This is a genomic window from Pseudomonas sp. 15A4 (assembly GCF_016925575.1).
Classification (GTDB): Bacteria; Pseudomonadota; Gammaproteobacteria; order Pseudomonadales; family Pseudomonadaceae; genus Aquipseudomonas.
In genome coordinates this window covers 3,103,921-3,130,450 of the sequence record NZ_CP068986.1, presented here as the reverse complement: position 1 = coordinate 3,130,450, position 26,530 = coordinate 3,103,921, and the positions used below count along the sequence as shown (strand labels likewise).

General features: G+C 62.1%; 21 protein-coding genes and 2 pseudogenes. 11 read left to right on the top strand and 12 right to left on the bottom strand.

Annotation, left to right across the window (positions count from 1 at the left end; translation table 11 throughout):
- Positions 1-6: 6 nt before the first annotated feature.
- Positions 7-2,276: pseudogene (gene katG / locus JN403_RS14065) on the bottom strand (catalase/peroxidase HPI).
- A 266-nt stretch (positions 2,277-2,542) separates the two neighbouring features.
- Here katG and JN403_RS14060 point away from each other — a divergent pair.
- A pseudogene (locus JN403_RS14060) lies at positions 2,543-3,003 on the top strand (Hsp20 family protein).
- Between the two features lie 32 nt (positions 3,004-3,035).
- Here the strand turns inward: JN403_RS14060 and JN403_RS14055 are convergent.
- The 3 genes from JN403_RS14055 to JN403_RS14045 all read right to left on the bottom strand — a co-directional run bounded on the left by JN403_RS14055 (position 3,036) and on the right by JN403_RS14045 (position 6,058).
- Positions 3,036-3,875 (bottom strand): amidohydrolase family protein, encoded by an 840-nt coding sequence (locus JN403_RS14055; protein WP_240356977.1) that lies wholly within the window; start codon positions 3,873-3,875, stop codon positions 3,036-3,038.
- Between the two features lie 69 nt (positions 3,876-3,944).
- Positions 3,945-5,384 carry an MFS transporter gene (locus tag JN403_RS14050; RefSeq protein WP_275900160.1) on the bottom strand — a complete coding sequence of 480 codons (1,440 nt, stop codon included), beginning with the start codon at positions 5,382-5,384 and terminating at the stop codon, positions 3,945-3,947.
- Positions 5,327-6,058 (bottom strand): GntR family transcriptional regulator, encoded by a 732-nt coding sequence (locus tag JN403_RS14045; protein ID WP_205482856.1) that lies wholly within the window; start codon positions 6,056-6,058, stop codon positions 5,327-5,329. The genes JN403_RS14050 and JN403_RS14045 overlap by 58 nt, the downstream gene beginning before the upstream one ends.
- A gap of 952 nt (positions 6,059-7,010) precedes the next feature.
- Between JN403_RS14045 and JN403_RS14040 the strand changes: the two genes are divergently transcribed.
- Positions 7,011-7,445: a GNAT family N-acetyltransferase gene (locus JN403_RS14040; RefSeq protein WP_205482854.1), complete on the top strand. Its 435-nt coding sequence runs from the start codon at positions 7,011-7,013 to the stop codon at positions 7,443-7,445.
- An 18-nt stretch (positions 7,446-7,463) separates the two neighbouring features.
- Here JN403_RS14040 and JN403_RS14035 read toward each other — a convergent pair whose 3' ends face one another.
- Together JN403_RS14035 and JN403_RS14030 are read right to left on the bottom strand one after the other, a co-directional pair.
- The gene (locus tag JN403_RS14035; RefSeq protein WP_205482852.1) at positions 7,464-7,790 is read right to left on the bottom strand and encodes an EamA family transporter; all 327 of its coding nucleotides are present in this window, start codon (positions 7,788-7,790) and stop codon (positions 7,464-7,466) included.
- On the bottom strand, positions 7,769-8,350 hold the full coding sequence (locus JN403_RS14030) for a DMT family transporter (RefSeq protein ID WP_205482851.1): 582 nt from the start codon (positions 8,348-8,350) through the stop codon (positions 7,769-7,771). Before JN403_RS14030 ends, JN403_RS14035 begins: the two co-directional genes overlap by 22 nt.
- A 530-nt stretch (positions 8,351-8,880) precedes the next feature.
- Here JN403_RS14030 and JN403_RS14025 point away from each other — a divergent pair.
- Complete coding sequence (locus JN403_RS14025; RefSeq protein ID WP_205482850.1) at positions 8,881-10,593, top strand: amidase; 1,713 nt, start codon at positions 8,881-8,883, stop codon at positions 10,591-10,593.
- A 72-nt stretch (positions 10,594-10,665) separates the two neighbouring features.
- Positions 10,666-11,505 (top strand): glutathione-dependent disulfide-bond oxidoreductase, encoded by an 840-nt coding sequence (gene yghU, locus JN403_RS14020; protein ID WP_205482849.1) that lies wholly within the window; start codon positions 10,666-10,668, stop codon positions 11,503-11,505.
- Between the two features lie 175 nt (positions 11,506-11,680).
- Here the strand turns inward: yghU and JN403_RS14015 are convergent, their stop codons facing one another.
- The gene (locus JN403_RS14015; protein WP_205482848.1) at positions 11,681-12,547 is read right to left on the bottom strand and encodes an aldo/keto reductase family oxidoreductase; all 867 of its coding nucleotides are present in this window, start codon (positions 12,545-12,547) and stop codon (positions 11,681-11,683) included.
- 100 nt (positions 12,548-12,647) lie between these two features.
- Here JN403_RS14015 and JN403_RS14010 point away from each other — a divergent pair, with 100 nt between their 5' ends.
- Positions 12,648-13,547 carry a LysR family transcriptional regulator gene (locus tag JN403_RS14010; RefSeq protein ID WP_205482847.1) on the top strand — a complete coding sequence of 300 codons (900 nt, stop codon included), beginning with the start codon at positions 12,648-12,650 and terminating at the stop codon, positions 13,545-13,547.
- Positions 13,548-13,722: 175 nt separating this feature from the next.
- Here JN403_RS14010 and JN403_RS14005 read toward each other — a convergent pair whose 3' ends face one another.
- Positions 13,723-13,995, bottom strand: coding sequence for a DUF2790 domain-containing protein (locus tag JN403_RS14005; protein ID WP_172612739.1), 273 nt, complete (start codon positions 13,993-13,995; stop codon positions 13,723-13,725).
- 518 nt (positions 13,996-14,513) lie between these two features.
- Between JN403_RS14005 and JN403_RS14000 the strand changes: the two genes are divergently transcribed.
- The 3 genes from JN403_RS14000 (at position 14,514) to JN403_RS13990 (ending at position 18,398) form a co-directional block, all read left to right on the top strand.
- Positions 14,514-14,966: a (2Fe-2S)-binding protein gene (locus JN403_RS14000; RefSeq protein WP_074893339.1), complete on the top strand. Its 453-nt coding sequence runs from the start codon at positions 14,514-14,516 to the stop codon at positions 14,964-14,966.
- A gap of 11 nt (positions 14,967-14,977) precedes the next feature.
- Complete coding sequence (locus JN403_RS13995; RefSeq protein WP_205482846.1) at positions 14,978-17,170, top strand: xanthine dehydrogenase family protein molybdopterin-binding subunit; 2,193 nt, start codon at positions 14,978-14,980, stop codon at positions 17,168-17,170.
- Between the two features lie 88 nt (positions 17,171-17,258).
- Entirely contained in the window at positions 17,259-18,398 is a 1,140-nt protein-coding gene (locus tag JN403_RS13990) for a cytochrome c (protein ID WP_240356976.1), read from the top strand.
- 61 nt (positions 18,399-18,459) lie between these two features.
- Here the strand turns inward: JN403_RS13990 and JN403_RS13985 are convergent, their stop codons facing one another.
- Positions 18,460-18,855 (bottom strand): ester cyclase, encoded by a 396-nt coding sequence (locus JN403_RS13985; RefSeq protein WP_205482842.1) that lies wholly within the window; start codon positions 18,853-18,855, stop codon positions 18,460-18,462.
- Positions 18,856-19,327: 472 nt separating this feature from the next.
- Between JN403_RS13985 and JN403_RS13980 the strand changes: the two genes are divergently transcribed.
- Together JN403_RS13980 and JN403_RS13975 are read left to right on the top strand one after the other, a co-directional pair.
- Positions 19,328-19,753 carry an NUDIX hydrolase gene (locus JN403_RS13980; RefSeq protein WP_205482841.1) on the top strand — a complete coding sequence of 142 codons (426 nt, stop codon included), beginning with the start codon at positions 19,328-19,330 and terminating at the stop codon, positions 19,751-19,753.
- A gap of 224 nt (positions 19,754-19,977) precedes the next feature.
- A complete protein-coding gene (locus JN403_RS13975; RefSeq protein ID WP_205482840.1) occupies positions 19,978-22,401 on the top strand; it encodes a glucose/quinate/shikimate family membrane-bound PQQ-dependent dehydrogenase in 2,424 nt (807 codons plus the stop codon).
- A gap of 244 nt (positions 22,402-22,645) precedes the next feature.
- Here the strand turns inward: JN403_RS13975 and JN403_RS13970 are convergent, their stop codons facing one another.
- From JN403_RS13970 to JN403_RS13960, 3 genes are read right to left on the bottom strand one after another with little or no spacing between them, the layout of a single operon-like run.
- Positions 22,646-23,335, bottom strand: coding sequence for an ATPase (locus JN403_RS13970; protein ID WP_205482839.1), 690 nt, complete (start codon positions 23,333-23,335; stop codon positions 22,646-22,648).
- A gap of 14 nt (positions 23,336-23,349) precedes the next feature.
- Positions 23,350-23,616, bottom strand: coding sequence for a hypothetical protein (locus JN403_RS13965; protein ID WP_205482838.1), 267 nt, complete (start codon positions 23,614-23,616; stop codon positions 23,350-23,352).
- Positions 23,617-23,646: 30 nt separating this feature from the next.
- Entirely contained in the window at positions 23,647-24,984 is a 1,338-nt protein-coding gene (locus JN403_RS13960; RefSeq protein WP_122623726.1) for a sorbosone dehydrogenase family protein, read from the bottom strand.
- Between the two features lie 289 nt (positions 24,985-25,273).
- Between JN403_RS13960 and JN403_RS13955 the strand changes: the two genes are divergently transcribed.
- Positions 25,274-26,464, top strand: a complete 1,191-nt coding sequence (locus JN403_RS13955) for a GAF domain-containing sensor histidine kinase (RefSeq protein ID WP_205482837.1) — start codon at positions 25,274-25,276, stop codon at positions 26,462-26,464.
- The last annotated feature ends 66 nt before the right edge of the window (positions 26,465-26,530 follow it).

Sequence of the window (26,530 nt, the reverse complement as noted above, 5' to 3'; positions counted from 1 at the left end):
CGCACCTCAGGCAAGATCAAAGCGGTCCAGCTCCATCACTTTGGTCCAGGCCGCAACGAAGTCCGCGACGAATTTCTCTTGCCCGTCCGCACTGGCATACACCTCAGACACCGCCCGCAACTGGGCGTGTGAGCTGAACACCAGATCAACCCGGGTGCCGGTCCATTTGACGGCGCCGGTGTTGCGGTCGCGGGCTTCGAACAGCTGGTCGCCGCCCGACACCCCTTTCCATTCGACGCCCATGTCCAACAGGTTTTTGAAGAAATCATTGCTCAGCGTGCCCGGCCTTTCGGTCAGGACACCGTGCTGGCTGTGCCCGACATTGATGTCCAGGACCCGCAAGCCGCCAATCAGTACCGTCATCTGCGGCGCAGTCAGGTTCAGCAGTTGCGCCTTATCGACCAGCAGCTTCTCTGCCGAGACGCGGTAATGGCCCTTGAGGTAATTGCGGAAACCGTCAGCGATGGGCTCAAGGAAGCCGAACGACTCGACGTCGGTCTGCTCTTGGGAAGCATCCGCGCGCCCAGGGGTGAAAGGCACGGTGATGGGGTGACCGGCATTCTTCGCCGCCTGCTCGATACCCGCGCTGCCGCCGAGAACGATCAAATCAGCCAGCGAAATCTGCTTGCCGCCGGATTGGCCGCCGTTGAATTCATCGCGGACACGCTCCAGGGTTTGCAGCACGCCAGCCAGATTGGCCGGTTGGTTGACCGCCCAGTCTTTCTGCGGGGCCAGACGCAGACGGCCGCCGTTAGCACCGCCGCGTTTATCGGAACCACGGAAGGTGGACGCCGCCGCCCAGGCAGTGGAGACCAGTTGCGAAACCGACAGACCCGACGCAACGATTTTGTCTTTCAACGCAGCAATGTCGTTGTCGTCCACCAGCGGGTGGTTGACCTCGGGGATCGGGTCCTGCCAGAGCAGTTCTTCAGCGGGCATTTCCGGGCCGAGGTAACGGGCCAGTGGCCCCATGTCCCGGTGAGTCAACTTGAACCAGGCGCGGGCGAAGGCATCGGCTAATTGATCAGGGTTTTCCAGGAAGCGTCGGGAGACCTGCTCGTAGGCCGGGTCCACGCGCAGCGCCAGATCGGACGTCAGCATGCGCGGTTCCTGGCGCTTGGCCGGGTCGTGGGCATGGGGGATTTTGCCCGCGCCAGCGCCATCTTTCGGCCTCCACTGATGGGCGCCGGCCGGGCTCTTGGTTAGCTCCCATTCGAAGCCAAACAGGTTTTCAAGGTACTCGTTGCTCCACTGGGTCGGGGTCGACGTCCAGGTCACTTCAAGACCACTGGTGATGGCATCGCCGGCCTTGCCGGAGCCATAAGTACTGCGCCAGCCCAGCCCTTGTGCTTCAAGGCCTGCAGCTTCCGGTTCAGGGCCGACGTTGTCAGCGGGACCGGCACCGTGGGTCTTGCCGAAAGCGTGGCCGCCGGCAATCAGGGCAACGGTTTCTTCATCGTTCATGGCCATGCGGCCGAACGTCTCGCGAATGTCCCGCGCCGAGGCCGCCGGGTCAGGCACGCCTTCCGGACCTTCGGGGTTTACATAGATCAACCCCATCTGCACGGCGGCCAACGGGTTTTCGAGATTGCGCTCGCCATTGGCAGTGCGAGTCTGTTCTTCACTGTGGTGCTCGGGTTCGGCAACCAGCGTGCCCTCGCCGGGCTGTTGCATGTCCTTGTGCGCGCCGTAGCGGTCTTCACCGCCCAACCAGGTGGTTTCGGCCCCCAGTACACGGCCTCGTCCGGTTCCCAGACATCGGCGCGTCCACCAGAGAAGCCAAACGTTTTAAAGCCCATGGATTCCAGCGCGACGTTGCCGGTCAGAACGATCAGGTCAGCCCAGGAAATCTTGCTGCCGTACTTTTGCTTCACCGGCCAGATCAGGCGCCGAGCCTTGTCGAGGTTGACGTTGTCCGGCCAGCTGTTGAGCGGTGCAAAACGCTGTTGCCCGGCCCCTGCGCCGCCACGGCCATCAGCGGTGCGGTAGGTCCCGGCGCTGTGCCAGGCCATGCGAATGAACAGCGGACCGTAGTGACCGAAATCGGCTGGCCACCATTCCTGGGATTGAGTCATCACTTCCAGCAGGTCGCGTTTGACGGCGGCAAAGTCGAGGCTTTTGAATTCTTTGGCGTAGTCGAAGCCCTCGCCCATCGGATCAGTCAACGGCGAGTGCTGGTGCAGGATTTTGAGGTTCAGCTGGTTCGGCCACCAGTCACGGTTCGTGGTTCCGCCCCCGGCTGCGTGGTTGATCGGGCATTTCGATTCGGTCGACATGGTCTACTCACCTTCTCGTTTGCTTTTTACTTTTTCGGCCATCAGCGAGACAGCCCAGGCTAGCACTCGCACAAGACTAGACGACTCAGGCCAGCCGTCTAATAGGCAAATGTTTGGGCGACGATAGAAGGGTTCTGTTAGCGGAGTATTTAACGGAGGTGCTTGTATTTTCTGGCGCTTGAGCCTAACTCTAAAAGCAGCATCAAGCGCAGAGCCGGCGTTGACCGGCGTCTTGATCACCGTGGCAATCTCCAGGAGATTCAGGCATGGCCACCACCGCTTCACTGGCCCCGCTGTTCCGGCAATCAGTGGGCTTTGATCGCTTCAATGATTTTTTCGAGTCAGCGCTGCACAGCGAGATAAACGCCAGCGGCCCCCTCACAATGTCGAACGATACGGCACCGATCATTACCGAATCGTGATCGCCACGGCAGGGCTTGCCGCCGCCGACCTTGACCTGACCCTGGAAAGAAACGTGCTGACCGTGTGCGGGGGCGAAGCCCACACCGATGGCGGCGTGACCTACCTGCACCAGGGCATCGCCCATGGTCCGTTCCGCCTGGTCTTTCATCTGGCCGATCACATCGAGGTACAGGGCGCGACCTTCAAGAATGGTTTACTGATCGTCTTCCTGCTGCGGGTCGAACCCCAGGGGGCCAAGGCCCGCCGGATCAGCATTCACAGCCCCGGGGACGATCCCGACCGGCCGCACATCAGCCGGCCTTGATCAACGGAGAGAAACGCGCAGCTTCAGCCGGATCAGGCCTCGGTCGGCGGGAAATCAAACAGCACCTGGGGTGCGTCGATGAGCAACGAGCGCATCAATGGCGCGGTGCAGCCCAGCGCCCTCAACTGCTCGACCACAGAGTCATAGCTGACCTTGTGTTCATGCTGGGTATGGGGCCAATCACTGCCCCATACCAGCCGCTGCTGACCGAACGTTTCCACCAGTAACGACAGCGCGTCACGGGCGAAATCGAGGTTTTCCTGAGCACTGCCTTCCAGACGGTAAATGCCCGAAACCTTCATCCACAGCTGTCCGCTCCGGCCCAGCTCCAGCATCTGGAGAAAGCCGGGCTGGTCGAGGCCCAGCCGGGCGTCAGGCCGACCGAAGTGGTCGATCACGATCTTCACGCCGAACGGCATCAGACCGGCCAGCAATGCCGGCATGTCAGCGACTTGGCGGTGCACCTCTACGTGCCAGTCGAGCGCCGCGATGTGGCCGAAAAACACCTGCCACTGCGGTGCGGAAAAGTCCGGCAGCGCCTTGCCCATCAGGTTCAAACGCACACCGACGACGCCCAGTCGATCCATCTCGTCCAACGCGGCACGGCTGATGTCGCGGTCGACCACCACCACGCCACGCAGTTGATCCGGCGCCTGCTGGAGGGCGTCGAGCAAGTAGCGGTTATCGGTCCCGAGGAAGCTCGGTTGCACCAGCACGCCATGAGTCAGGCCATGCCGATGAAGTTGATCCTGGTACATCGCCAGCGTGGCGTCGTAGTCCGGTGAGTAGCGTCGTGCCGAGGTCTGGTCCAGCTCCCTGCTGAAGACGTGTGCGTGACCATCGATGCCAAGGATCGACGGGGAGTCGCGGATAAGAGGTCGGACATGGATCTCATCTATCAGAAGATGCGCGACGCAACAGGCATCGCGCGGAATGGGAAATCAGGCGCGGGCGGTTTCGCTGGGTGCATCTGCGGCGGCGCTTGCAGTGGGGCTGGCTTCCAGGCTGCGACCGCGGGTTTCCGGCAGGCACAATGCGGCAATCACCGCGACACCGTAGGCAATCCCGGCGTCAATACCGATGGCCGAGCCCAGAGACATCGATTCACTCATGTGGCCCACCAGAAACGGGAAGACCGAGGACAGCACGCGGCCGAAGTTGTAGCAGAAGCCCACCCCTGCCCCGCGCACGTCAGCCGGATACAGCTCGTTGAACAGCGCGCCGAGGCTGGCCGGAATGCCGGCGGCGAAGAAGCCCAGCGGGAAACCGAGGAACAGCATCTGTGTGTTGGTCAGCGGCAGGAACACGTAGCACTGCACGGTGATGACGCAGCACAGGGCGAACAGCACGATGTTCAGTCGGCGGCCGATGCGGTCGATCAGAAAGCCGCTGGCGATGCAGCCACACCAGAACGCGACGATGATCACCGCTAGGTAGCCGCCGGAGTTGAGCACAGACAGGTTGCGTTCGGTTTTCAGGAAGGTCGGCAGCCAGGTCATCACGGCGTGGTAGCCGCCGTGGGCACCGAGGCCGAGCAAGCCGCCGAGCAGCGTCACGCGGATCAGTTCCGGGCGGAAGATGCCGGCCAGTGATTTGAAAAAGCTCTGCGGGATGACGTTGTCTTTTTGCAGGCGCTGGAAGCTGTCGGGCTCCTCGACGTTGCGACGCACCCAGATGATCAGCAGCGACGGCAGCAGCCCGACCAGAAACATCACCCGCCAGGCCATGTCCTGGGGCACGAAGGAATAGATCAAAGTAAACACGCCGACCGCCAGGCCCCAGCCCACCGCCCAGGCGCTCTGCACGGTGCCCATGACCTTGCCACGGTATTTCGGGTTGATAGTTTCGGCCATCAACACCGCGCCTGCAGCCCACTCGCCACCGATGCCGAAACCCTGCAGCGCCTTGACGATCAGCAGCGAGCTGAAGCCGGTGACGAACGCCGACAGGAAGGTGAAGAACGAGAACCAGAGGATCATCCACTGCAGCGTGCGCACCCGGCCGTAGCGGTCGGACAGCGTGCCACCGACCCAGCCGCCGAGGGCCGAGGTGATCAGCGTCACGCCACTGATCAGCCCGGCGTCACCCTTGGTCAACGCGAAGGCGGCGATCAGCGCCGGGATCGCCAGGCCGAACATCTGGACTTCCAGGGCGTCCAGCGACCACCCGCCGAAGCAGGCCCAGAAGGTTTTGCGCTCCCGAGGAGTGACTTGGCGATACCAGTTGAACATGTTTTTGTCCTTATGAAGTGACGCGGCAGGTGGTATAGAGCCCGTTCTGAGTGACGGGCTTGGGTGCAGAATTCGGGCTTCGCAGGCAGGGTTCAGCGGATGTCGACGCTGTAGCGGAAGTGGCTGGCATGCCCGCGGGAACGGCGCCATTCCAGCGGCTCGCCGGCGTAGTTGCGCGCGAGCCGCTCGATCACCACCACCGGGCTGTTGACCGGCACCTGCAGCAAACGGGCGTGGGTCTCGTTGATGGCTTCGGCGGTCAGGGTTTCTTCGGCGTAGGCCACCACCTGGCCGCATTGCTCTTCGTAGATCGGATAGAGCAGCGGGCCCTGGCGGCTGAGGTCGATTTCCAGCAGGGTCTGAAATTGCACCTGAGGCAGCCAGATTTCTTCGGCGAGCACGGGCTGAGTGTCGAGCAGACGCAGGCGGATCAGGCGAATCACCGGCGCATCCAGCGGCAGACCGAGGGCCTGGGAAACGGCCGAGGGCGCGGTGACGGCTTCGATGGAGAGGATGCGGCTTTCGGGCACCTGGCGTTCGCCGGAGACGCTTTGAAAGCGGAAGAACCGGAACAGCGAGGACTGGAACTGTGGCCGGCGAATGAAGGTGCCCCGACCCTGTTGGCGCTCGAGGATGTTTTCGTTGACCAGCATGTCGATGGCTTTGCGCACGGTGCCGGTGGACAGGCAGTACTCGCTGGACAGCGCAGCTTCGGTGGGAATGGCCTCGCCCGGACGCCAGCGGTTGTTGGCGATCTGTTCGGCGAGCTGGTCTCGCAGGCGTTGATAGAGCGGCAAGCGGACATCGCTGGAAAGTCGGTTCATGTAAGCGCTTCGCTGTTGTAGTTATGTAGTCATCTATATGAATCTGCGCTGAGTATTGTCCCGTTACAAATAGGCGTCAAGGGTGGGGATTGGGGTTGGCAGATGAATGGCGTTTGGGGTTTTGGGCTTAACGTTTTTCAGAGGAACGCGGAAACGGCAGAACTTGTGTCTGCCGTCAGGTTGCGGGGAGCGCGGTGGGTGTCAGGTCGGGATCAGGTCGGGGAGATTGTGGCGAGCGCACCGATCATGAGGGTCAGGGCGAGAAAGCCGAACAGGAAGATGGCGAGCTTGGCCATGGGTTTCTCCTACGCAAGTGAGTAGTACTGAGGATTCGGGCCGGATGATGGGGACCGGTCGGGCTTGATCGGTCTGCCGGGAGTGAGGTGATTTTGGGGGTTGCATCTGTTTCAGTACAGATTCAGGTATGGCTTATAAATACGGATCAGATCAAGAGCATCTGCCTAACGGCAGATCGTTTCGCCTTCGGCGAGCTACTTGGAAAAGCACCCCAAGTAACCAAGGGTGCTTGCTCTCGGTTTGGCCCTTCGTTCCTCAGGGTTCCCTCACTCCGACGACGCTCCGTGGGCCCGCGCCGAACGGACATCCATGTCCTGACGGCGCTCTCGCCGCATCCATGCGGCTCGGCCCACTCCGCGTCGTCTGCGTTCGGCCTGCACCCAAGTCGCGTTTTGTGGTGTTTGAGCTTTTTGCGTAGGAAGATCAAAGGCAAAAGCTTCCCGGCTGAAGCCGGTCCTACTAAACACCGCGTGCTTTTAGTGGGACCGGCTTCAGCCGGGAAGAGGACGGCATGAGCGTCACAAGATGTCCGATCGTTCCCATGCTCCGCGTGGGAATGCATCCCGTGACGCTCCGCGTCACACTGCGGCTGACATGACACCCCACCAATCGCGCTGCTACGCTCCCTGCCCTCTCTCCACTTCAGGCGCCAGCCATGCCCATCATCCGCCCCATGACCCTTGACGATTACGACGCCATCACCCAACTCATGCGTGACACGCCGGGTATTTCCCTGCGTGACGCGGACTCCCGCGAGGCCACCGAGCGGTATCTGGTGCGCAACCCCGGATTGAGCTTCGTCGCGGAGGACGGTTCACTCATCTGCGGGTGTGTGATGTCGGGCCATGATGGCCGGCGCGGGTATTTACAGCATCTGCTGGTGCTGCCTGAGTATCGGCGGCAGGGACTCGGAAAGGCGCTGGTCGAGCGCTGTCTGGTCAGTCTGGAGGCGCAAGGCATTCACAAATGCCATATCGACGTGCTCAAGACCAACCCGGCCGCAGCAACCTATTGGGCGAATCAGGGCTGGCAGTTGCGGGTTGATATCCACCGTTTTTCCTTCACCCGTCCTGGCAATGAAAACGCATGAAGCGCGGTTAAACCCTGATCAGACCTGACTGACAGGCGCCACGGGTTGGCGTCTGGCGTATACCAGCAGACCGCTGAGGAAGATAAGCCCGATGCCGAACATCGACGCCGTGCCCGGGTAGTTGCCGAACAGCAGAATTCCGTAAGCGACCGCGAAGATGATCTGCAGATAGCCCAACGGCGCAAGGACGGACGAGGACGCGTAGCGATAAGACTTCGCCATCAGAAAGTGCGCGCACAAACCCAGACCGCCGAGCACGAGCAACAAGCCCAACTGCAGCCAATCGGGATCGGCCCAGTAGAACGGCACGATGGCGCTGAGAATCAGCGTGCAGAACACGCCCACGTAAAAGCTGCACACCGAGGGGCTGTCGGTCTCCCCGCCAGTTGCGTCAGCAGTTGATACAGCGCGAAGAACAGCGCAGTCGCGAGGGGAAACAGCATCCACAGTGAGAAGGCATCGCTGGCCGGGTTGATGATCACCAGCACGCCGATGAAGCCCAGCACCACCGACAGCCACTGCCAGCGGTCGGCCTTGATGCCGAACATCAGAGGCGACAGGATGGTGACGAATGCCGGGGCAAGGAAAACCAGCGCCGTAGACTCGGCAATCGGCACGTGGGTCAGGCCGAACAGGAACGAGAGGCTGTCGGCGAGCAGGACCACCGCGCGCAGCAGGTGCAGCCAGGGCCGCCGGGTGTGGAAGACTTTCGCGCCGCCGTTGCGCAGCAGCACGCTGGTCACCAGCGTCGAGTGGACGAGGTAGCGGGCCCACGCGACGAAGATCACCGGCAGGGAATAGATCAGCGTCTTGGAAATCGCATCATGACTGGCGAACATCAGCGCCACGCCCGCCATCAACCACATGCCGATGACTTGCCGGTGCGCGCCGTGATGGGGAGTCATTGCAAACCTGCCACAGAAAAAATGATGCGCAGGAGTTAACCACAGAAGTCGTGCCAAGCGGCCAGCGCACTTTCCTGCGGCCAATAAAAAACCCGCCTTAGCGGGTTCTTTTCTATCAACACCATTCCAACATCCTGTCAGTAGCCGTCCCGGCAAATGGTGGATCATCCATGACCTGCGAAGCACATCCAGCGCCTCGGTTGATGGATCCAAGGTTGCGCTTGTGGCGCTTCGCTGTACAGGGCGACATTGCCCGACGACGTGTAAGCCTTTCGCCATAGCGCGTGTCCGACGACTGTCGCACGTCCTGCGTGGCCAGGGTCATGAGCCCCAGCGCACGCCTCGCGACAAACACATGACGTAGGCATAATGTGCATCACACGAATACGCCTGCCGACCTGAGCCGCGTTGCCCACCCACGCCTCAGTCGGCTCAAAACCAGTCCGGCCCTGCCGCGCAACGGGAAGCGATATGCCAATTCTTGTTCACACGCCCTGCTCTCTGCTCTCCGGCCTACGGTCGTCGCAGTCATGATCGAAGTCACCGAAGTGTCCGTCGCGCAATTGCGCGCAGCCCTGGAAGCAGGCCAGACCACCGCCGTCGAGCTGGTCCAGGCCTACCTCGCCAGAATCGATGCCTATGACGGCGCCGACACCGCCACCGCCCTGAACGCCGTGGTCGTGCGCAATCCCCAGGCCTTGGAAGAAGCGCAGGCTTCCGATGACCGTCGTGCGCGAGGCGAAACCCTCGGCCCCCTCGACGGCATTCCTTACACCGCCAAAGACAGCTACCTGGTCAAAGGCCTTACGGCCGCGTCGGGCAGCCCGGCGTTTGCCGAACTGGTCGCCCACCGCGACGCTTTCACCATCGAGCGGCTGCGTGGCGCCGGCGCGATCTGTCTGGGCAAGACCAACATGCCGCCGATGGCCAATGGCGGCATGCAGCGCGGCGTGTACGGCCGCGCCGAAAGCCCCTACAACGCAGATTTCCTGACAGCGCCGTTTGCCTCTGGATCGTCCAACGGCGCCGGCACTGCAACAGCGGCGAGTTTCGCGGCGTTCGGGCTGGCGGAAGAAACCTGGTCGAGCGGCCGTGGCCCTGCGTCGAACAACGGTCTGTGCGCCTACACGCCGTCGCGCGGGGTGATTTCGGTGCGCGGCAACTGGCCGCTGACGCCGACCATGGACGTGGTCGTGCCCTTCGCCCGGACCATGGCCGACCTGCTCGAAGTGCTGGACGTGGTGGTCGCCGAAGACCCCGACACCCGCGGCGACCTGTGGCGCTTGCAGCCGTGGGTGCCTATTCCCTCGGTCGATTCGGTGCGCCCGGCGTCCTACGCCGAGCTCGCCGCCAGCCCGCAAACACTGGCCGGTAAACGCTTTGGCGTGCCGCGCATGTACATCAATGCCGACCCTGAAGCGGGTACGTCCGAAGCGCCCGGCATTGGCGGCCCTACTGGCCAGCGCATCATCACCCGCGCGTCGGTGATCGACCTGTGGGAACAGGCGCGCCGGGCACTCGAAGCCCAGGGCGCTGAAGTCATCGAGGTGGATTTCCCGCTGGTGTCCAACTGCGAGGGCGATCACCCCGGCGCGCCGACGGTGTACAACCGCGGCATCGTCTCCAAAGAGTTTCTGCACCACGAACTGTGGGACCTGACTGCCTGGGCCTTCGATGATTTCCTGCAGGCCAACGGCGACCCGAAACTGAACCGCCTGGCCGAGGTCAACGGCCCGCTGATCTTCCCCCACGACCCCGGCACCCTGCCCAACCGCGAGGGCGATCTCGCCGCCGGCATGGACGAATACGTGAAGATGGCCCAGCGCGGCATCACGCCGTGGGACCGGATCGACACACTGGCCGACGGCCTGCGCGGGCTGGAACATACGCGCCGCATTGACCTCGAAGACTGGATGCAGCAGCTTGGGCTGGATGCGGTGCTGTTCCCGACCGTGGCCGACGTGGCCCCGGCCGATGCCGATGTCAACCCGGTCTCGGCGGACATTGCCTGGAGTAACGGCGTCTGGGTGGCCAACGGCAACCTCGCGATCCGCCACCTTGGCGTGCCCACCGTCACTGTGCCAATGGGCGTGATGGCCGATATTGGCATGCCCGTCGGCCTGACCTTCGCCGGCCGGGCGTACGACGATTCCGCCCTGCTGCGTTTCGCTTCAGCGTTCGAAGCCATCGGCAGCCAGCGCCAGATTCCGCCGCGCACGCCGCCGTTGTCTTCTGCTCGATAAACAGTGTTAAAGGGTCGAGGTCAGCGCGCCTCGATCCTTCCCGCTAAAACTGACCCTCAGGAGAAGTGTTCAATGAGCAAGGCACCTTACGTCCCGCCGACCGTGTGGAAGCACGAAGCGCCCTCCGGCGGCCAGTTCGCCAGCATCAACCGCCCGACGGCCGGGCCGACCCACGAAAAGGTCCTGCCGGTCGGCAAGCATCCGCTGCAGCTGTATTCCCTGGCCACGCCCAACGGCGTCAAGGTGACGATTCTGCTTGAGGAGCTGCTTGCCCTCGGCCACAGCGGCGCCGAATACGACGCCTGGCTGATTCGCATTGGCGAGGGGGATCAGTTCGGCAGCGGCTTCGTCGACATCAACCCCAATTCCAAGATTCCCGCGCTGCTGGACCGCAGCGTTGAACCGGCCATTCGCGTGTTCGAATCCGGCTCGATCCTGCTGTACCTGGCGGAGAAGTTTGGCGAGTTGCTGCCCAAGGACCTGGCCGGCCGCACCGAAACCCTGAACTGGCTGTTCTGGCAGATGGGCGCTGCGCCCTATCTCGGCGGCGGCTTCGGGCACTTTTATGTGTACGCGCCGGAGAAGTTCGAATACGCGATCGACCGCTTCACCATGGAAGCCAAGCGTCAGCTCGACGTGCTGAATCGGCGCCTGAGCGAAAGCGCCTATCTGGCCGGGGACAGCTACACCATCGCCGACATCGCCGTGTGGTCGTGGTACGGGCAAGTGGTGCGCAACACCGTATACGGCGCCGCCGAATTCCTCGCCGCCCACGAATACACCCACGTGCAACGCTGGGCCGAAACCATTGCACAACGGCCGGCGGTCATTCGCGGCATGCGCGTCAACCGCACCTGGGGCGATGAAGCCACGCAAGTGCCGGAACGGCATGATGCGTCGGATCTGGATTGATACGCTGCTAATCCCTGTAGGACCGGCTTCAGCCGGGAAGGCGTCGGTCGTCACGCCTCAAAATTGATGGTGCTCACACCGGCCTCTTCCCGGCTAAAGCCAGACCTACAAGACACCGCATTCATCCAGTAGCACCGTGTGCGCCAGACGTGGACCGGTTCCAGCGGGAAGACCGTCAGTCGCCCTGCTGTTCCAGCTCGGCGAGCATCTCTTTTGGAATCACCAGCTCGGCGGCGGTGAGGTTTTCGTGCAAGTGCGCCACCGACGAGGTGCCCGGGATCAGAAGCAGGTTGGGCGCACGCTGCAGCAGCCACGCCAGCGCGACGCACATCGGCGAAGTTTCAAGGCGCTTGGCGACATCTGACAGGGTCTGCGACTGCAACGGCGTAAATCCACCCAATGGAAAGAACGGCACGTAAGCGATTCCCTGTTTGCCAAGCTCGGCGATCAGCGGCTCGTCATCCCGGTGCGCCAGGTTGTAGTGGTTCTGCACGCAGACCACCTCGGCAATGCGCTGCGCCTCGGTGACCTGTTTTGCGCTGACGTTGCTCAGGCCCAGATGCTGAATCAGCCCCTGACGCTGCAACTCGGCCAGCGCGCTGAACGGTTCGGCAATCGACGCTTCATCCGGTGAATGCCCGGTGCCCCACGCCCTGAAGTTCACCACGTGCAACGCATCCACGCCGAGATTGCGCAGGTTATCGTGCACCGCGCTTACCAGTTCTGCCGGGCTGTTGGCGGGATTCCATGAAGCGTCGGAACCTCGGGAGGCGCCGACCTTGGTGACAATCAACAGCTCGTTGGCGTACGGGTGCAGGGCTTCGCGGATCAGCCGATTGGTGACGTGAGGGCCATAGAAGTCGGCCGTATCAATGTGGTTAACCCCGGAAGCGACCGCTTCGCGCAACACGGCAATCGCGGCCGCGTGGTCTTTCGGCGGTCCGTATACGCCCGGTCCCGCCAGCTGCATGGCACCGTAGCCCATGCGATTGACGGTGCGACCGCCGAATGAAAACTGTCCTGCCTTGCTGGCCTGGCTCATGGGTGACGCCTCGTGATCAAGTGTGTGCAGCGACTATAGGCGTTGACCGATGCGCTGATAATCAGGTGCAATCGGCACGGGTTGTACGAGTGAGCGGACAATGGCGACAGACATTCAGGATTTGCTGGCCTTCGTGGCCGTGGTCAACGCAGGCGGCTTTCGTGAAGGGGCACGGCTGAGTGGCAAGTCGGCGTCCAGCCTCAGCGATGCTGTTCGACGCATGGAGTCGCGCCTGGGCGTGCGCCTGCTCAACCGCACCACCCGCAGCGTCGTGCCGACCGAAGCCGGCGCGCGGCTGATGGAACGGATTGTCCCGGCGCTTGGGGAAGTCGAATCGGCGCTGGACGTGGTCAATGATTTTCGCGACCGCCCTTCCGGCACCCTGCGGCTTAACGTACCGGTCAGCGCCGCTCGCCTGATACTGCCGGCAATCATCACCCCGTTCTTGCAAGCGCACCCGGACATCCGCATGGAAGTGGTCACTGAGGAAAGCTTCGTCGACATGCTCGCGGCCGGTTGCGATGCTGGCATCCGCTACGACGACCGCCTGGAGCAGGACATGATCGCCGTGCCCATCGGCCCACGCGTTCAGCGTTTCGCCACCGCCGCATCGCCGGCGTACCTCGATACCAGGGGCCGACCCGAGCATCCGCGGGATCTCCTCAATCACAGTTGCCTGCGTGGCAAATTCCCCAGCGGGTCGGTACCGCTCTGGGAATACGAGTGCGACGGCGAAAACCTTCGGGTCGACCCGACCGGCCCATTGACCGTTCGGATTGGTGGCGCAGTCGATCTTGCCGTGCAGACCGCCATGGACGGCCTGGGCATCGTCTCGTTGTTCGAAGACTGGTTGCGGCCTCATCTGGACAGCGGCGCGCTGGAGCCGGTGCTCGAAAAGTGGTGGCCAAGTTTCAGCGGGCCGTTTCTGTATTACCCGGGGCGGCGCTATGTGCCATCGCCCTTAAGAGCGTTTCTGGACTTCATCCAGCGGCAGGCATGATGCTTATCCACGCCAAGGCATAGATGAGTCATTTAAATAAATCGACCGCCAGCGCTAGTTCATGCCGACACAAACAGCGAGATGTTCCAATAAAATATTCAGGCAAAAAAACGCTGCATTCAATGCAGCGTTTCTTTTATAGCGTTTGTAGTTGAAGCCGCCAGGGCACTGGCGATCAACCATTTTGGCGACCGTAGCCCATGATGGTGTAGTCGAGGGTATGGGTCACGCCGGCATGGTCAACATAAACCATGGTGGATTGCACCGGACCATCAACTTTCTGCGGGTCTTGGGCATTTTTGATGCTGATCACTTCAGCGACGTCGATACCTTTGTGACGGTTGTATTGTTCAACCTGGGTCGAGTGCTGTTGGCTGGTGGCCGGGAGTTCGCCGGCAGCGGCAAAAACACTGACGAGGGACAGAGCAGCGAAGGCTAATACTTTCATGGTCGTTCTCCAGAAGTTCATTAAGTAGTAAGGGAGCAAAGCGCTTGTCGTTTGCTTCTGGGGCCATTCTGTTCGTGATCGGCGCAGATGATAAATACTTAAAATTGATAAAGCCCATCACCGTCATCGATGCCCGAATTGATTACATCAACTCCCGTAATAGACTGTTGTACCAGCTGTTAACCCACAACTTTTCGCGCATCTGATAAGCCAAGAGTAGACGCCCTTTTTGGTGCGGCATATCGGGGGACTGCACTTTCACGGAGCGCGTCATGTTGTCGCGGGGGCATTCAACTGTCTCCGAGAAATATTTTCAGTGCAATCAAACATTTCCAATGACGAACGTACTACCATTCGTCCCGCTGACTCGTCCCGAACCCCAAGATGTCCGAGCAGACCTCTATAAAGCGCTGGCCACTGGCACGGCGCTAATTGTTAAAACAAACCGAAGCCTTGATGCCGCCTCACGATCTGATCGTGGCGCAGTGCGTCAACCGTGATGACCGTCTGAGGTTGCAATGCAGAAATTGATGATTAACGGCCAGGAGCACGACCTGGATGTCGCCGACGACATGCCATTGTTGTGGGTCCTGCGCGACGTGATGGGCCTGACCGGCACCAAGTACGGCTGCGGCATCGCCCAGTGCGGCGTGTGCACCGTGCACCTGGACGGCCAGGCCGTGCGTTCATGCGTGCTGCCGGTCAGCGCCGTGGCGGGCCGCAAGGTCACGACGATCGAAGCGGTCGGCGAGCAGGCCGTGGGTCAGGCGGTACAGAAAGCCTGGCTGGACCATGAAGTCGTGCAATGCGGCTACTGCCAGTCGGGGCAGATCATGTCCGCCGTCGCGCTGTTGCAGGAACACCCCAAAGCCAACGACGAACAGATTGTCAACGCCATGTCGGGCAACCTCTGTCGCTGCGCCACCTACACCCGCATTCGCGCCGCCATCAAAAGCGTCAGCCAGGCCTGAAGGAACTCATCATGTCCGAATCACAATCATCTGCCGCGATGCTCTCGCGTCGTGGATTGCTCAAAGGCAGTGCGCTGCTGGGCGGGCTGGTCATCGGCACCTACCTGCCGGCGTCAGTCACCCGTAGCTTCGCCGCCGACCTGGTAAAAGGCGCGAGCCTGGGCGACAACGCTGAACAAGGCTATGGCGCGTTTGTGCGCATTGACCACAGCGGCGCCGTTACGCTGATTTCGCCGAAGATCGAAATGGGCCAGGGCGTGCAGACCGGCATTGCCATGATGGTCGCCGAAGAGCTCGAAGTGCCGCTGAGCCAGATCACCATCACCGAAGCGCCGCCCAATGCAGCGCTGTACACCGACGCGCTGCTGAGCTTCCAGGCCACCGGCGGCTCGACCTCCACCCGCTACAGCTGGGAGCCCCTGCGCAAGGCCGGCGCCGGCGCGCGCATTGTGCTGATCCAGGCCGCGGCCATGCGCTGGAAAGTCGCGCCGAGCCAGTGCCACGCCGAGAACGGCCGGGTCATCGGCCCGAACGGTCAAAGTGCCGGTTACGGCGAGCTGGTTGACGCCGCCGCGAAGCTGCCACTGCCGACCGAGATCCCGCTCAAAGCCGTCAGCGAATTCAAGCTGCTGGGCAAACCGGTTCAGCGCCTGGACACCCCGAACAAGGTCAACGGCACGGCGAAATTCACCATCGACCTGCAAGTGCCGGGGATGCTGATTGCCTCCACCCTCACCTGCCCGGTTCACGGCGGCAAACTGCGCGGCGTGAAGAACGAAGACGCTGCGCGGAAGATCCCCGGCGTGCGCGACATCGTGCGGCTGGACAACGCGGTGGCGGTGACGGCGAGCAATTTCTGGTCCTGTCAGCAAGCGCTCAAGGCCCTCGACATCGATTGGGACCTCGGCCCCCATGCCGCTCTGGATTCAGCCCAGTTGGACAAATCGCTGTTCGAGGCGAGCGCAGGCGACGGTGTGTTCGCACACCAATCCGGTGACATCGCCGGCGCACTGAAAAACGCTTCCAGCCGCTTCGAAGCCATCTACGAACAACCTTTCCTGTCCCACTCCCCACTGGAGCCGATGACCTGCGTCGCCCATGTGCGCGCCGACGCGTGCGAGCTGTGGGTCGGCTGCCAGGCGCCGGGGATGGCCCAGGCGGGCGCCGCGAAAGTCTGCGGCATGCCGGTGGAAAAGGTGATCATCCATAACCAGTTGATCGGCGGCGGTTTTGGCCGTCGTCTGGAATCCGACTTCATCTTCCAGGCCGTGGACATCGCGCGCCAGTTGAGCTACCCGATCAAGCTGATCTGGAGCCGTGAAGAGGACATGACCCACGACCGTTATCGTCCCCATTACGTCGACCGTCTCAACGCGGCGCTGGACAAAGACCTGCGTCCGGTTGGCTGGGAGCATCGCATCGCCGGCGCCTCGGTCGTCGCGGCCTACATCGGCGCGTTGCCGGCCGACGGCGTCGATGGCGATGCCGTCGAAGTGGCGAAAGACCCGATCTACACCCTGCCCAACCTTGAAGTGCGCTACATCCGTCACGACCCCGAGGTGATTCCGGTTTCGTGGTGGCGTGGCGTCGGGCCGCTACGCAGCACCTACGCCATCGAGTGCTTCATCGACGAGCTGGCGCACAACGCCAAGGTCGATCCGGTGAAATACCGCCTGGCGCTGATGCAGTCGCAGCCCCGCGCTCAGGCGGTGCTGACCAAGGCCGCGCAACTGGTGGAGTGGGACAAGCCGCTGCCCGCGGGTTCAGGCCGTGGCGTGGCGGTGACGGCGGTGTTCGGCAGCTTTGTCGCGACTATCGTCGAGCTGGAGAAGCAAGGCGAAAAAGGCCTGCGCATCAAACGGCTGGTGACGGTTATCGACTGCGGCTTTGCCACCAACCCGACCTCGGTGGCATCGCAAATGGAAGGCGGCACGCTGTTCGGTCTGTCGGCCGCGCTGTTCAACGAAATCCTCGTCGAGAAGGGTCAAGTGCAGCAGACCAACTTCCACGAGTACCGGCAGATCCGCATGAGCGACGCGCCACCGGTGGAGGTGCACATCGTCGACAGTGTCGAGACCCCTGGCGGTGTCGGCGAAACCGGTGCCGTGCCCGCTGCCGCCGCTCTGGTCAATGCGGTGTTCGCCGCGACCGGTGTACGCGAGCGTCGTCTGCCGTTGAGCCGCTTTGGCTATTTCACTGTTTAAGGAGCGCGTCATGAACGTTTTCAACACTGCGCTCGGACTTGTGGCCGGTTTGCTGGCCAGCACCGTTTACGCGAGCGACACCCCGGCGATGAGCAAGGGCGAATACCTGACCCGCGCCGCCGATTGCGTGGCCTGCCACGTGGTACCTGGCGGCAAGCCGTACGCCGGCGGGCTGGAATTCAAATTGCCGTTCGGCAGCCTGTATTCCCCCAACATCACCCCGGACAAAGAGACCGGCATCGGCAACTGGACCGACGACGAATTCGTCGACGCCCTGCAAAAAGGCGTGGGCAAGGACGGCAAGCATTACTACCCGGCCTTCCCTTACACCTCGTACACGCTGATGTCCCGGGAAGACATCCTGGCGATCAAGGGCTACCTGTTCAGCCTTGAGCCGGTGAAGCAGATGCCGCCTGAAAACAAAATCTCGTTCCCGTTCAATCAGCGTTGGGGAATGATGTTCTGGAACGCGATTTTCGCGGGCAACGAACGCTTTGTCCCGGACAGCAAGCAGTCGGCGGAATGGAACCGTGGCGCGTACCTGGTGCAGGGCCCGGGCCACTGCGGCGAATGCCACACACCGCGCAACATCTTCCAGGCGATGAGCTCAGGCAATTCTCTGGCGGGTGCCGAACTGGGTAACTGGATGGCCTACAACATCAGCTCCGACACCAAATACGGCATCGGCGCCTGGCCGGAAGACGCCATCGTCAGCTACCTGTCGAAGGGCTACGCGGCCGGCTTCGGCGGCGCGGGCGGGCCGATGGGAGACGCCGTCGAGCACAGCCTGAAGTACCTCGAACCGGCTGACCTGAAAGCCATCGCGGTGTACCTCAAGAGCACCCCGGCCAGAAGCGAAGGCATCCCCCGCCCGAGCATGGCGGTGAACGATGCCGCGCTGCAAAAGGGGCTCGGCCAGAAGCTGTTCAACGACACCTGCGTGGCCTGTCACCAGATCGACGGCAGTGGCCGGCAATCACCGGCAGGCGGGTTGGCCGGCTTGAAAACCGTCAACGACCCCAAAGGTCGCAACCTGATGGCGACGTTGCTGGAAGGTCACACGCCAACGGCGGCACGTGTCGACCAGCGCATGCCTGCGTTTGCCCGTAGTTACAGCGACGCTGAGCTGGCTGCCGTGAGCACGTTCGTGCTGCGTCGGTTCGGTCAGAGCGACGGCGAGATCAAGGCCGAAGACGTGGCCAAAAACCGAGCCAGCGCGTTGCATTGATGGGACGGTAGCGCTGCTGATTCTTGTCTGAATCGGCAGTACTGCCAGGCCATTCGGCGGCTCAGGGGTTGGATACCTGCGCCGCCACCGCCGCCTTGTCGATCACCGACTCGACGTTGACGATAAGCCCCGCCTCAAACGTGTAGAACACGTTCTCCGTAAACGTCACCCTCCTCCCGTTCACCGGCACATCGAACAGCTCGCCCACCGGTGTGCAATCGAATAACAATCGCGCGGCGATATGCGGTGGCTCGGCGATCAGCAGATCGATGACGAAACGCAGGTCAGGGATGGCGCTGAAATCCCGTTCCAACATCTTCCGATAGCCGGCCAGCCCAACGCGTTCGCCGTTGTAATGCACCTCATCGTCGACGAAGTCTCCCAAGGCAGACCAGTCCTGGCGATTTAGGCAGGCGATGTAGCCGGTGTAGGCGTCTTTGAGTGTCTGGTTGTTCATGGTGTCTCCCGGAGTGGGTGGTTCGCATGAATGCTAATGCCACTGAATCCACGCGATGCTGTTAGTGGGACCGGCTTTAGCCGGGAAAAGGCCGGCGTGAACGCCATCCAATTTGCAGTGTGACGGCTGACGCTTTCCCGGCTGAAGCCGGTCCTAGAAGATGAGCGCGCTTTCGTAGGACTGGCTTCAGCCGGGAAGAGGCCTGCGTAAACACCCTCAATTCCGCAGTGTGGCAACTGACGCCTTCCCGGCTGAAGCCGGTCCTACAAGATGAGCGCGCTTTCGTAGGACTGGCTTTAGCCGGGAAAAGGCCGGCGTGAACACCCTCAATTTTGCAGTGTGACGACTGACGCCTTCCCGGCTGAAGCCGGTCCCCCCAGGTTGGATGCGGCGTGTCAGTCCCCTTGGCCGCAGGCGATGCCTCAGCCAGTCGGTGCTAAGTTATCCGCACTGACTCCATCAAGGCGCAATCATGTCCACCCACCCTCCTTTCTCCGGCGCGAAAGTCGCGATTCTGTGCAACGGGACATTGCTCACTTACCAGCGCGATGACAAGCCGGAGATCCCGTGGCCGAATCTGTGGGACCTGCCCGGCGGCGGTCGTGAGGGTGACGAGACGCCAGAAGAGTGCGCCGTGCGGGAGACGCGGGAAGAGTTCGGCATCATTCTCGACCGTGCTTCGTTCATCTACAAACGGGTCTACCCCGGTCAGGGCCTCAGCGGGCTCGAAACTTGGTTCTTCGTCGCTGAAGTGGCTGAAGGCCTATTCGATCAGGTGGTATTTGGCGATGAAGGCCAGCGCTGGCAGGTGATGACAGTCGCCGCGTTTCTCGCAATGGACAACGCCGTGGACCGCCTGCAACACCGCTTGCGGCAGTTTATGGCTCAGCCGGAATAAGGCACCAGCGCTCAGCAAGCGGGCGCAAGAAACACTGCAGTGCGAGACAAATTGACGCAGGGTGTCCTTTTTTGCTATCGTCGCCAAAATTAACTAACCGGTTAACTAAGCACGTGATCGTGCCGTGCACTTGGCTGCACCGCAACGACGATGCGTTAAACCTTTGCTCTCACCTCACTTGATCGGTCCCCCTCGACCCTTCATCGCGTCAGCAGGAATGCCTCATGAACCACTCACAACCTTCGGCAGCCGTCAGCCGCTGGCCCATTCGGGTCGTCGCGCTGGGCGTGCTGGTTTTCGGATTACTTTTCGCAGCGGGCGGCGGCTACCTCGCTACGCTGGGCGGCAGCGTGTATTTCCTGCTGGCCGGACTTGGCCTGATTCTCTCCGCCGTTCAGCTGTTCCGTCGGCGCATGTCGGGCGCCTGGCTGTTTGCGGTGGTGATGCTGCTCACGCTGATCTGGGCGCTGGTGGATGCCGGGCTGGAGTTCTGGCCTCTGGTTTCCCGCCTGTTTGCCTTCGGCGTGCTGAGCCTGCTGGTCGCGCTGATCTACCCTTCCCTGCGCAAGGCTAACGGGCTGGCAGCCGGTCGCGGCGGTTACCTCGTTGGCGGTGTGTTGGCGGTGGCAATGGTCGCCGGGTTCTGGGGGATGTTCCAGCCCCACGCCTCGGTGTCGCCGACAGGGGATGGTCCGGCGCTGACCAAGGTCGATCCGGCCCACGCGCAGAAAGACTGGGCCCATTACGGCAACGATGAAGGCGGCAGCCGCTTCGCCGCCCTGGACCAGATCAACCGCGACAACGTCAGCAAGCTGGTGCCGGCCTGGACCTACCACACCGGCGACGTCGCCATCAGCGACGGCAACGGCGCCGAAGACCAGATGACGCCGCTGCAGGTCGGCGACAAGGTGTTCATCTGCACGCCACACAACAACGTCATCGCCTTGGACGCCGACACCGGCAAGCAGTTGTGGAAAAACGAAATCAATGCCAAATCCGCCGTATGGCAACGCTGCCGCGGACTGGCCTACTTCGACGCCAGCGCTGCCGTTGTGCCACCCACCGACGGCAGCACGCCTGCGGCGTCGGTCGCAGTGCCTGCCGGCGCCAACTGCCAGCGTCGTTTGCTGACGAACACCATCGATGCGCGCCTGATTGCCGTGGACGCCGACACTGGCGAGTTCTGCCAGGGCTTCGGCAACAATGGCCAGGTCGACCTTAAAGCCGGTCTGGGCAACGTGCCGGATTCCTATTATCAACTGTCATCGGCGCCGCTGATGGCCGGAACCACCGTGGTCGTCGGCGGTCGCGTGGCCGACAACGTCCAGGCCGACATGCCGGGCGGCGTGATCCGTGGCTTTGACGTGGTCACCGGGCAGATGCGCTGGGCGTTCGATCCAGGCAATCCCGAAGACAAACAGGCGCCTGCCGCTGACAAAACCTATGTGCGCAGCACGCCGAACAGTTGGGCGCCGATGTCCTACGACCCGGCGATGAACACGCTGTTCCTGCCGATGGGCAGTTCGTCCACGGACATTTATGGCGTCAAGCGCAGCGAGCTCGATCACACCTACGGCGCCTCGGTGCTGGCATTGAACGCCACCACCGGCGTGCAAAAGTGGGTGTATCAGACGGTCCATAACGACCTCTGGGATTTCGACCTGCCGATGCAGCCGAGCCTGATCGACTTCGCCAAACCTGATGGCAGCAAGGTGCCTGCGCTGGTCATCGGCACCAAGGCCGGACAGATTTTCGTCCTCGATCGCCACACCGGCCAGCCACTGACCGAGGTCAAGGAGGTTCCGGTCAAGGCGTCTAACATTCCCAACGAGCCGTACTCGCCGACCCAGCCAAAATCCGTCGGCATGCCCCAGATCGGCGCGCAGACACTGACCGAATCGGACATGTGGGGCGCCACGCCGTTCGACCAGCTGCTGTGCCGGATCTCGTTCAAGAAGATGCGTTACGACGGCCTGTTCACCGCGCCGGGCACCGACATTTCGCTGAGTTTCCCGGGCTCGCTGGGCGGGATGAACTGGGGCAGCCTGTCGACTGATCCGGTCCACGGTTTCATCTTCGTCAATGACATGCGCCTGGGTCTGTGGATTCAGATGGTGCCGCAGCTGAAGGACGCTATCGCGGCGTCCGGCGGTGAAGCGCTGAACACCGGCATGGGCGCCGTGCCGCTGAAAGGCACGCCGTACGCCGTCAACAAGAACCGCTTCCTGTCGGTGGCGGGTATCCCGTGCCAGGCACCGCCGTTTGGCACGCTGACGGCGATCGACATGAAAACCCAGAAGATTGCCTGGCAAGTCCCGGTAGGCACCGTGCAGGACACTGGCCCGATGGGCATCAAAATGCACCTGCCGCTGCCAATCGGCATGCCGACGCTGGGGGGCACGCTGTCGACACAGGGCGGTCTGGTGTTCATCGCCGGCACTCAGGATTACTACCTTCGCTCATTCAACAGCGCCAATGGCGAAGAGGCGTGGAAAGCCCGCTTACCGGTCGGCAGCCAGGGCGGTCCGATGACGTACGTTTCACCGAAGACCGGCAAGCAGTACATCGTCATCACTGCCGGCGGCGCCCGCCAGTCGGCGGATCGCGGTGATTATGTGATTGCCTACGCGTTGCCCGACGGCAAGTAACCGCTTCCACAAAAAAACCGCTGACGCCTTGATGAGGGGCGCAGCGGTTTTTTATTGCAACAGAGGAAAGATCAGGCCGGATTCACCTGGTGGGACCGCGCTCGCCTCGTAGGACCGGCTTTAGCCGGGAAGGCGTCGCGCATCACGCTGCAAAATCGAGGACGATCACACCGGCCTCTTCCCGGCTAAAGCCAGTCCTACAGTGTGTACCCGGCCCCACAAATCCACCGCACACACCATTCGATCAATTACTCGCCACTTCCGCTGTCTTCCCAGTAGTCACCAGCGCTTTCAGTGAGGCATCAAACTGCTTCAGGGCGTTGATCTGCAGGTCGCGCTGCTGGTTGATCTGCGCAGCAATCTCCGGGGCGGCCTTGTCGTGGACCCACACCGAGGTCAGCTCTTTGGCACCGAGGCCTTCAGCCTTGCCGATGTATTGCAGGTTCGAGTCGTAGAACTTCGCGATGAAGCGCGCTTCAACTTGGGAGTTACGCTGGGACACCAGTTGGCTGTAGGTGTCGAGCATGACCACCACGTCCGGCCGCGCCTGCATCAGCGCATCGAGGTTGTCATACACGGTCACCGACGCGAACTGCTTCTGCAACGAACCCTTCAGCCAGTCCATTGCCAGTTTCGGATCGGAGCTGCTGACGAACGCCTCGCGAATGCGCGAATCCAGCCCGCCGTTCTTGACGCCTTTCAACGCCACCGCGTGATAACGCTCAAGGTATTCGAGGGTGTTGACCGTGTTTTCGCTGTAGAGCACACCAACACTTTGAGAAGACTGCAATGCCACGCGGCTTTCAACCACCGGCAGCAAATGGCACGCCTCGGCGTCCGCCGCCGAAACAGTGACTGCTGCAGCAGCAGGACCCGACGCGACGAAACCGCTGGACAGCACGGCGACCAGAGTCAGCAGGGTTGAAATTTTCATCGCGTGGCGTCCTTCTAAAGCAAGTTCGGTATGGAGGCCATCCTCCTCTCTTCCGGGAAAAAGAGAACTCGCCTACCGTGATGGTCACTATCGATTTCAAGAATGGTACGCGCTTTGAGAAACACCGTTACCAGCGGTTTAACAAAGCCGGAGCGTCTCAATAACGCTGCAACCCCTACAGAAAATATGACGCCGGGTGGTGGAGGGACGTTCAACCTGATTTGCATGCCTCGGTTAGAAGGCAAATAGCGGCCGCCAAAACGAAAAATGCCGGTGATCATCACCGGCATTTCCCTTTTCTCACAAAGCCATCACTTGGCCTGACTGACGCGCCAGACCTTGTTGCCCACATCGTCTGCGACCAGCAACGCGCCCTGCTTGTCGAGGATGACGCCGACCGGACGGCCTTGTGCGTCGCCATCGGCGTTAAGGAAACCGGTCAGGACATCCACCGGCAAGCCGGTCGGGCGGCCATCCTGGAAGCCGACGAACACGACTTTGTAGCCGGACTGCGGGTTGCGGTTCCACGAGCCGTGCTCGCCGACGAATACACCGTCGGCAAATTTGGCCGGCATGCCGCGCGGGTCGGACCAGGTCAGGCCCAGCGGCGCAACGTGGGTGCCGAGGGCGTAATCCGGGGCGATGGCCTTGGCGACCATGTCCGGGCGCGGCGGCTGCAAGCGGCTGTCGACGTGGTTGCCGTAGTAGCTCCACGGCCAGCCGTAGAAGGCGCCGTCCTTGACCGAGGTCAGGTAATCCGGCACCAGGTCGCTGCCGATTTCGTCACGTTCGTTGACCACCGTCCACAGCTCATTGCTGCCCGGTTTCCAGGCCAGCCCGTTGGGGTTGCGCAGGCCGCTGGCGAACAGGCGTTTCTGCCCGGTTTTGACGTCCACTTCCCAGACCGCCGCGCGGCCCTCTTCGGCCTCCAGACCGTTCTCGGCCACGTTGCTGTTCGAGCCAACGGTGACGTAGAGCTTGGTGCCTTCGCGGTTGGCGATGATGTTCTTGGTCCAGTGGTGATTGATCCCCGCCGGCAGGTCGGTGACTTTCACCGGTTTGGCGGTGCTTTCAGTCTGGCCGTCGTTGTACGGGACCTTGACCACGGCATCGGCGTTGGCGATGAACAGTTCGTTGCCCACCAGCACCATGCCGAACGGCGAGGTCAGGCCGCTGATGAACACCTTCTTCATTTCCGCGCGGCCATCGCCGTCGGCATCGCGCAGGATGCTGATGCGGTTGGCGCTCTCGGCTTCGGCGCCGACCCGGCTCATGACGATCCCGGTGGCGGTGCGCTTGATCCAGGCCATCACGCCCGGGCCGCCGTCCTTCGCACCTTCAGGCTTGGGCGGCTTGTTGCTTTCGGCGACCAGGATGTCGCCGTTGGGCAGGCTGTACAGCCAGCGCGGGTGATCGAGGTCTTCCGCCAGCGCGCTGACCTTGAAGCCTTCGGCCGCCTTGGGCGTCTCGGCGCCCTTCCAGCCGACGGCCTTGGACACCTTGACGGTCGGAATCAAGGTGCTGTTGGGCTCGGGCAGTTGCGGCTGCGCGCCGACGCCGGCCTGAAACGGCAGCTTGGCGGTTTCGCCGCAGGCACTGAGCATCGCAGCAGTGGTCATCAGCAGTGCAAATCGGTGCATGGCAATCATCGTTCAACCTCGCGGCGGCCATCCGTGGGCCCATTGTTTTGAGAATCAAGAGACAGGAGAAGCAAATGCTTCGAGAGACACAGAGCTGACAAGTATCGCCCTGTCGACCGACAGCAAACAGCTCATCGGACGCAAATGAGATGTGCCGTTCAGGCATCAATAAAACGACCACCGTGTGAGCGTCAGGGTTCAATAATCTGCGCGGACACCTCGCCTGCAGGACCGAGGGGTTAGCCATGTCCGCCGATTTTAGATACGCTGCCCTACCACTAGACCAGAGCCAGATCCGATGACCCGCCCAGAGTTTGCTTTGGATGTTGAGGCGATCAGTGCGATCCCGGCCGTGCCCGTCATTCTGAGCATGGTCAAGCACCTCACCGGCATGCGCTTTGCGGCGATCGCCAGGGTCACGGAACGTCACTGGGTGGCCTGCGCCGTCGATGACTCGATCAATTTCGGCCTCAAGCCAGGCGGCGAACTGGTGCTGGAGACGACCATCTGCCACGAGATCAGGCAGCATCAGCAGCCCGTGGTATTTGGTCACGCCAGCGCCGACCCGCAGTTCGCCACCCATCACACGCCCCTCACCTACGGGCTGGAAAGCTACATCTCGATCCCCATCGTTCTGCCGGACGACCGCTTTTTCGGCACGCTGTGCGCGATCGATTCGGTGCCGGCGGACCTGAGCGATCCTGCCATCGTCAAGACGCTGACCCTTTTCGCGCAATTGATCGCCATGAGCCTGGACACCCAGGGTCACCTGGAGAGCGCCCGGGCCGAACTGACCGACGCCAACGAACACGGCCGGCTGCGCGAGCAATTCATGGCGGTGCTGGGCCATGACCTGCGCACACCGCTGAGCGCGATCCGCATGAGCGCCGACCTGCTGGCGACCAAAACCGAAGACAAGCGCTCGCTGGGGTTGGTCGCGGCCATACGCCAGAGCTCGATCCGGATGGGCGCGCTGATCGAAAACGTGCTGGACTTTGCCCGGGGCCGAATGGGCGGCGGGATTCCGGTGAAGCGCCACATCACCGACGATCTCTCCGACGTCCTGAAAGCGACGGTAGACGAGATCCGCGCGTCGCACCCGCAGGCGAGCTTGATCGAGTCCATCCAACTCGGCGGCAACGTCTATTGCGATCCGCTGCGCATCAGTCAGCTGCTGTCCAATCTGCTGGGCAACGCGGTCACCCACGGTTCACCCACGACGCCGATCCATCTGCACATCTGGCAGGAAGGCGATCAGGTCATCATTTCCGTCATGAACCGCGGCACGCCCATTTCGCCCCGGCTGCTGCCGCTGCTGTTCGAGCCTTTCACCCGCTCAGAAGCCGGTGGTCGCGGAGAAGGCCTGGGACTGGGGCTGTACATCGCCTCACAGATCGCCACGGCCCATGACGGCATCCTGACCGTGAGTTCATCGGCCGAGCTGGGCACCTGTTTCATCGCGCGTTTCCCGGGCGTGCCACCCGCTTGAGCGCCGATTCTGGCGCGTCAAACCGGTGCCGCGCGTCACGATTTTTCGCTGTAACCCGGTTTTATC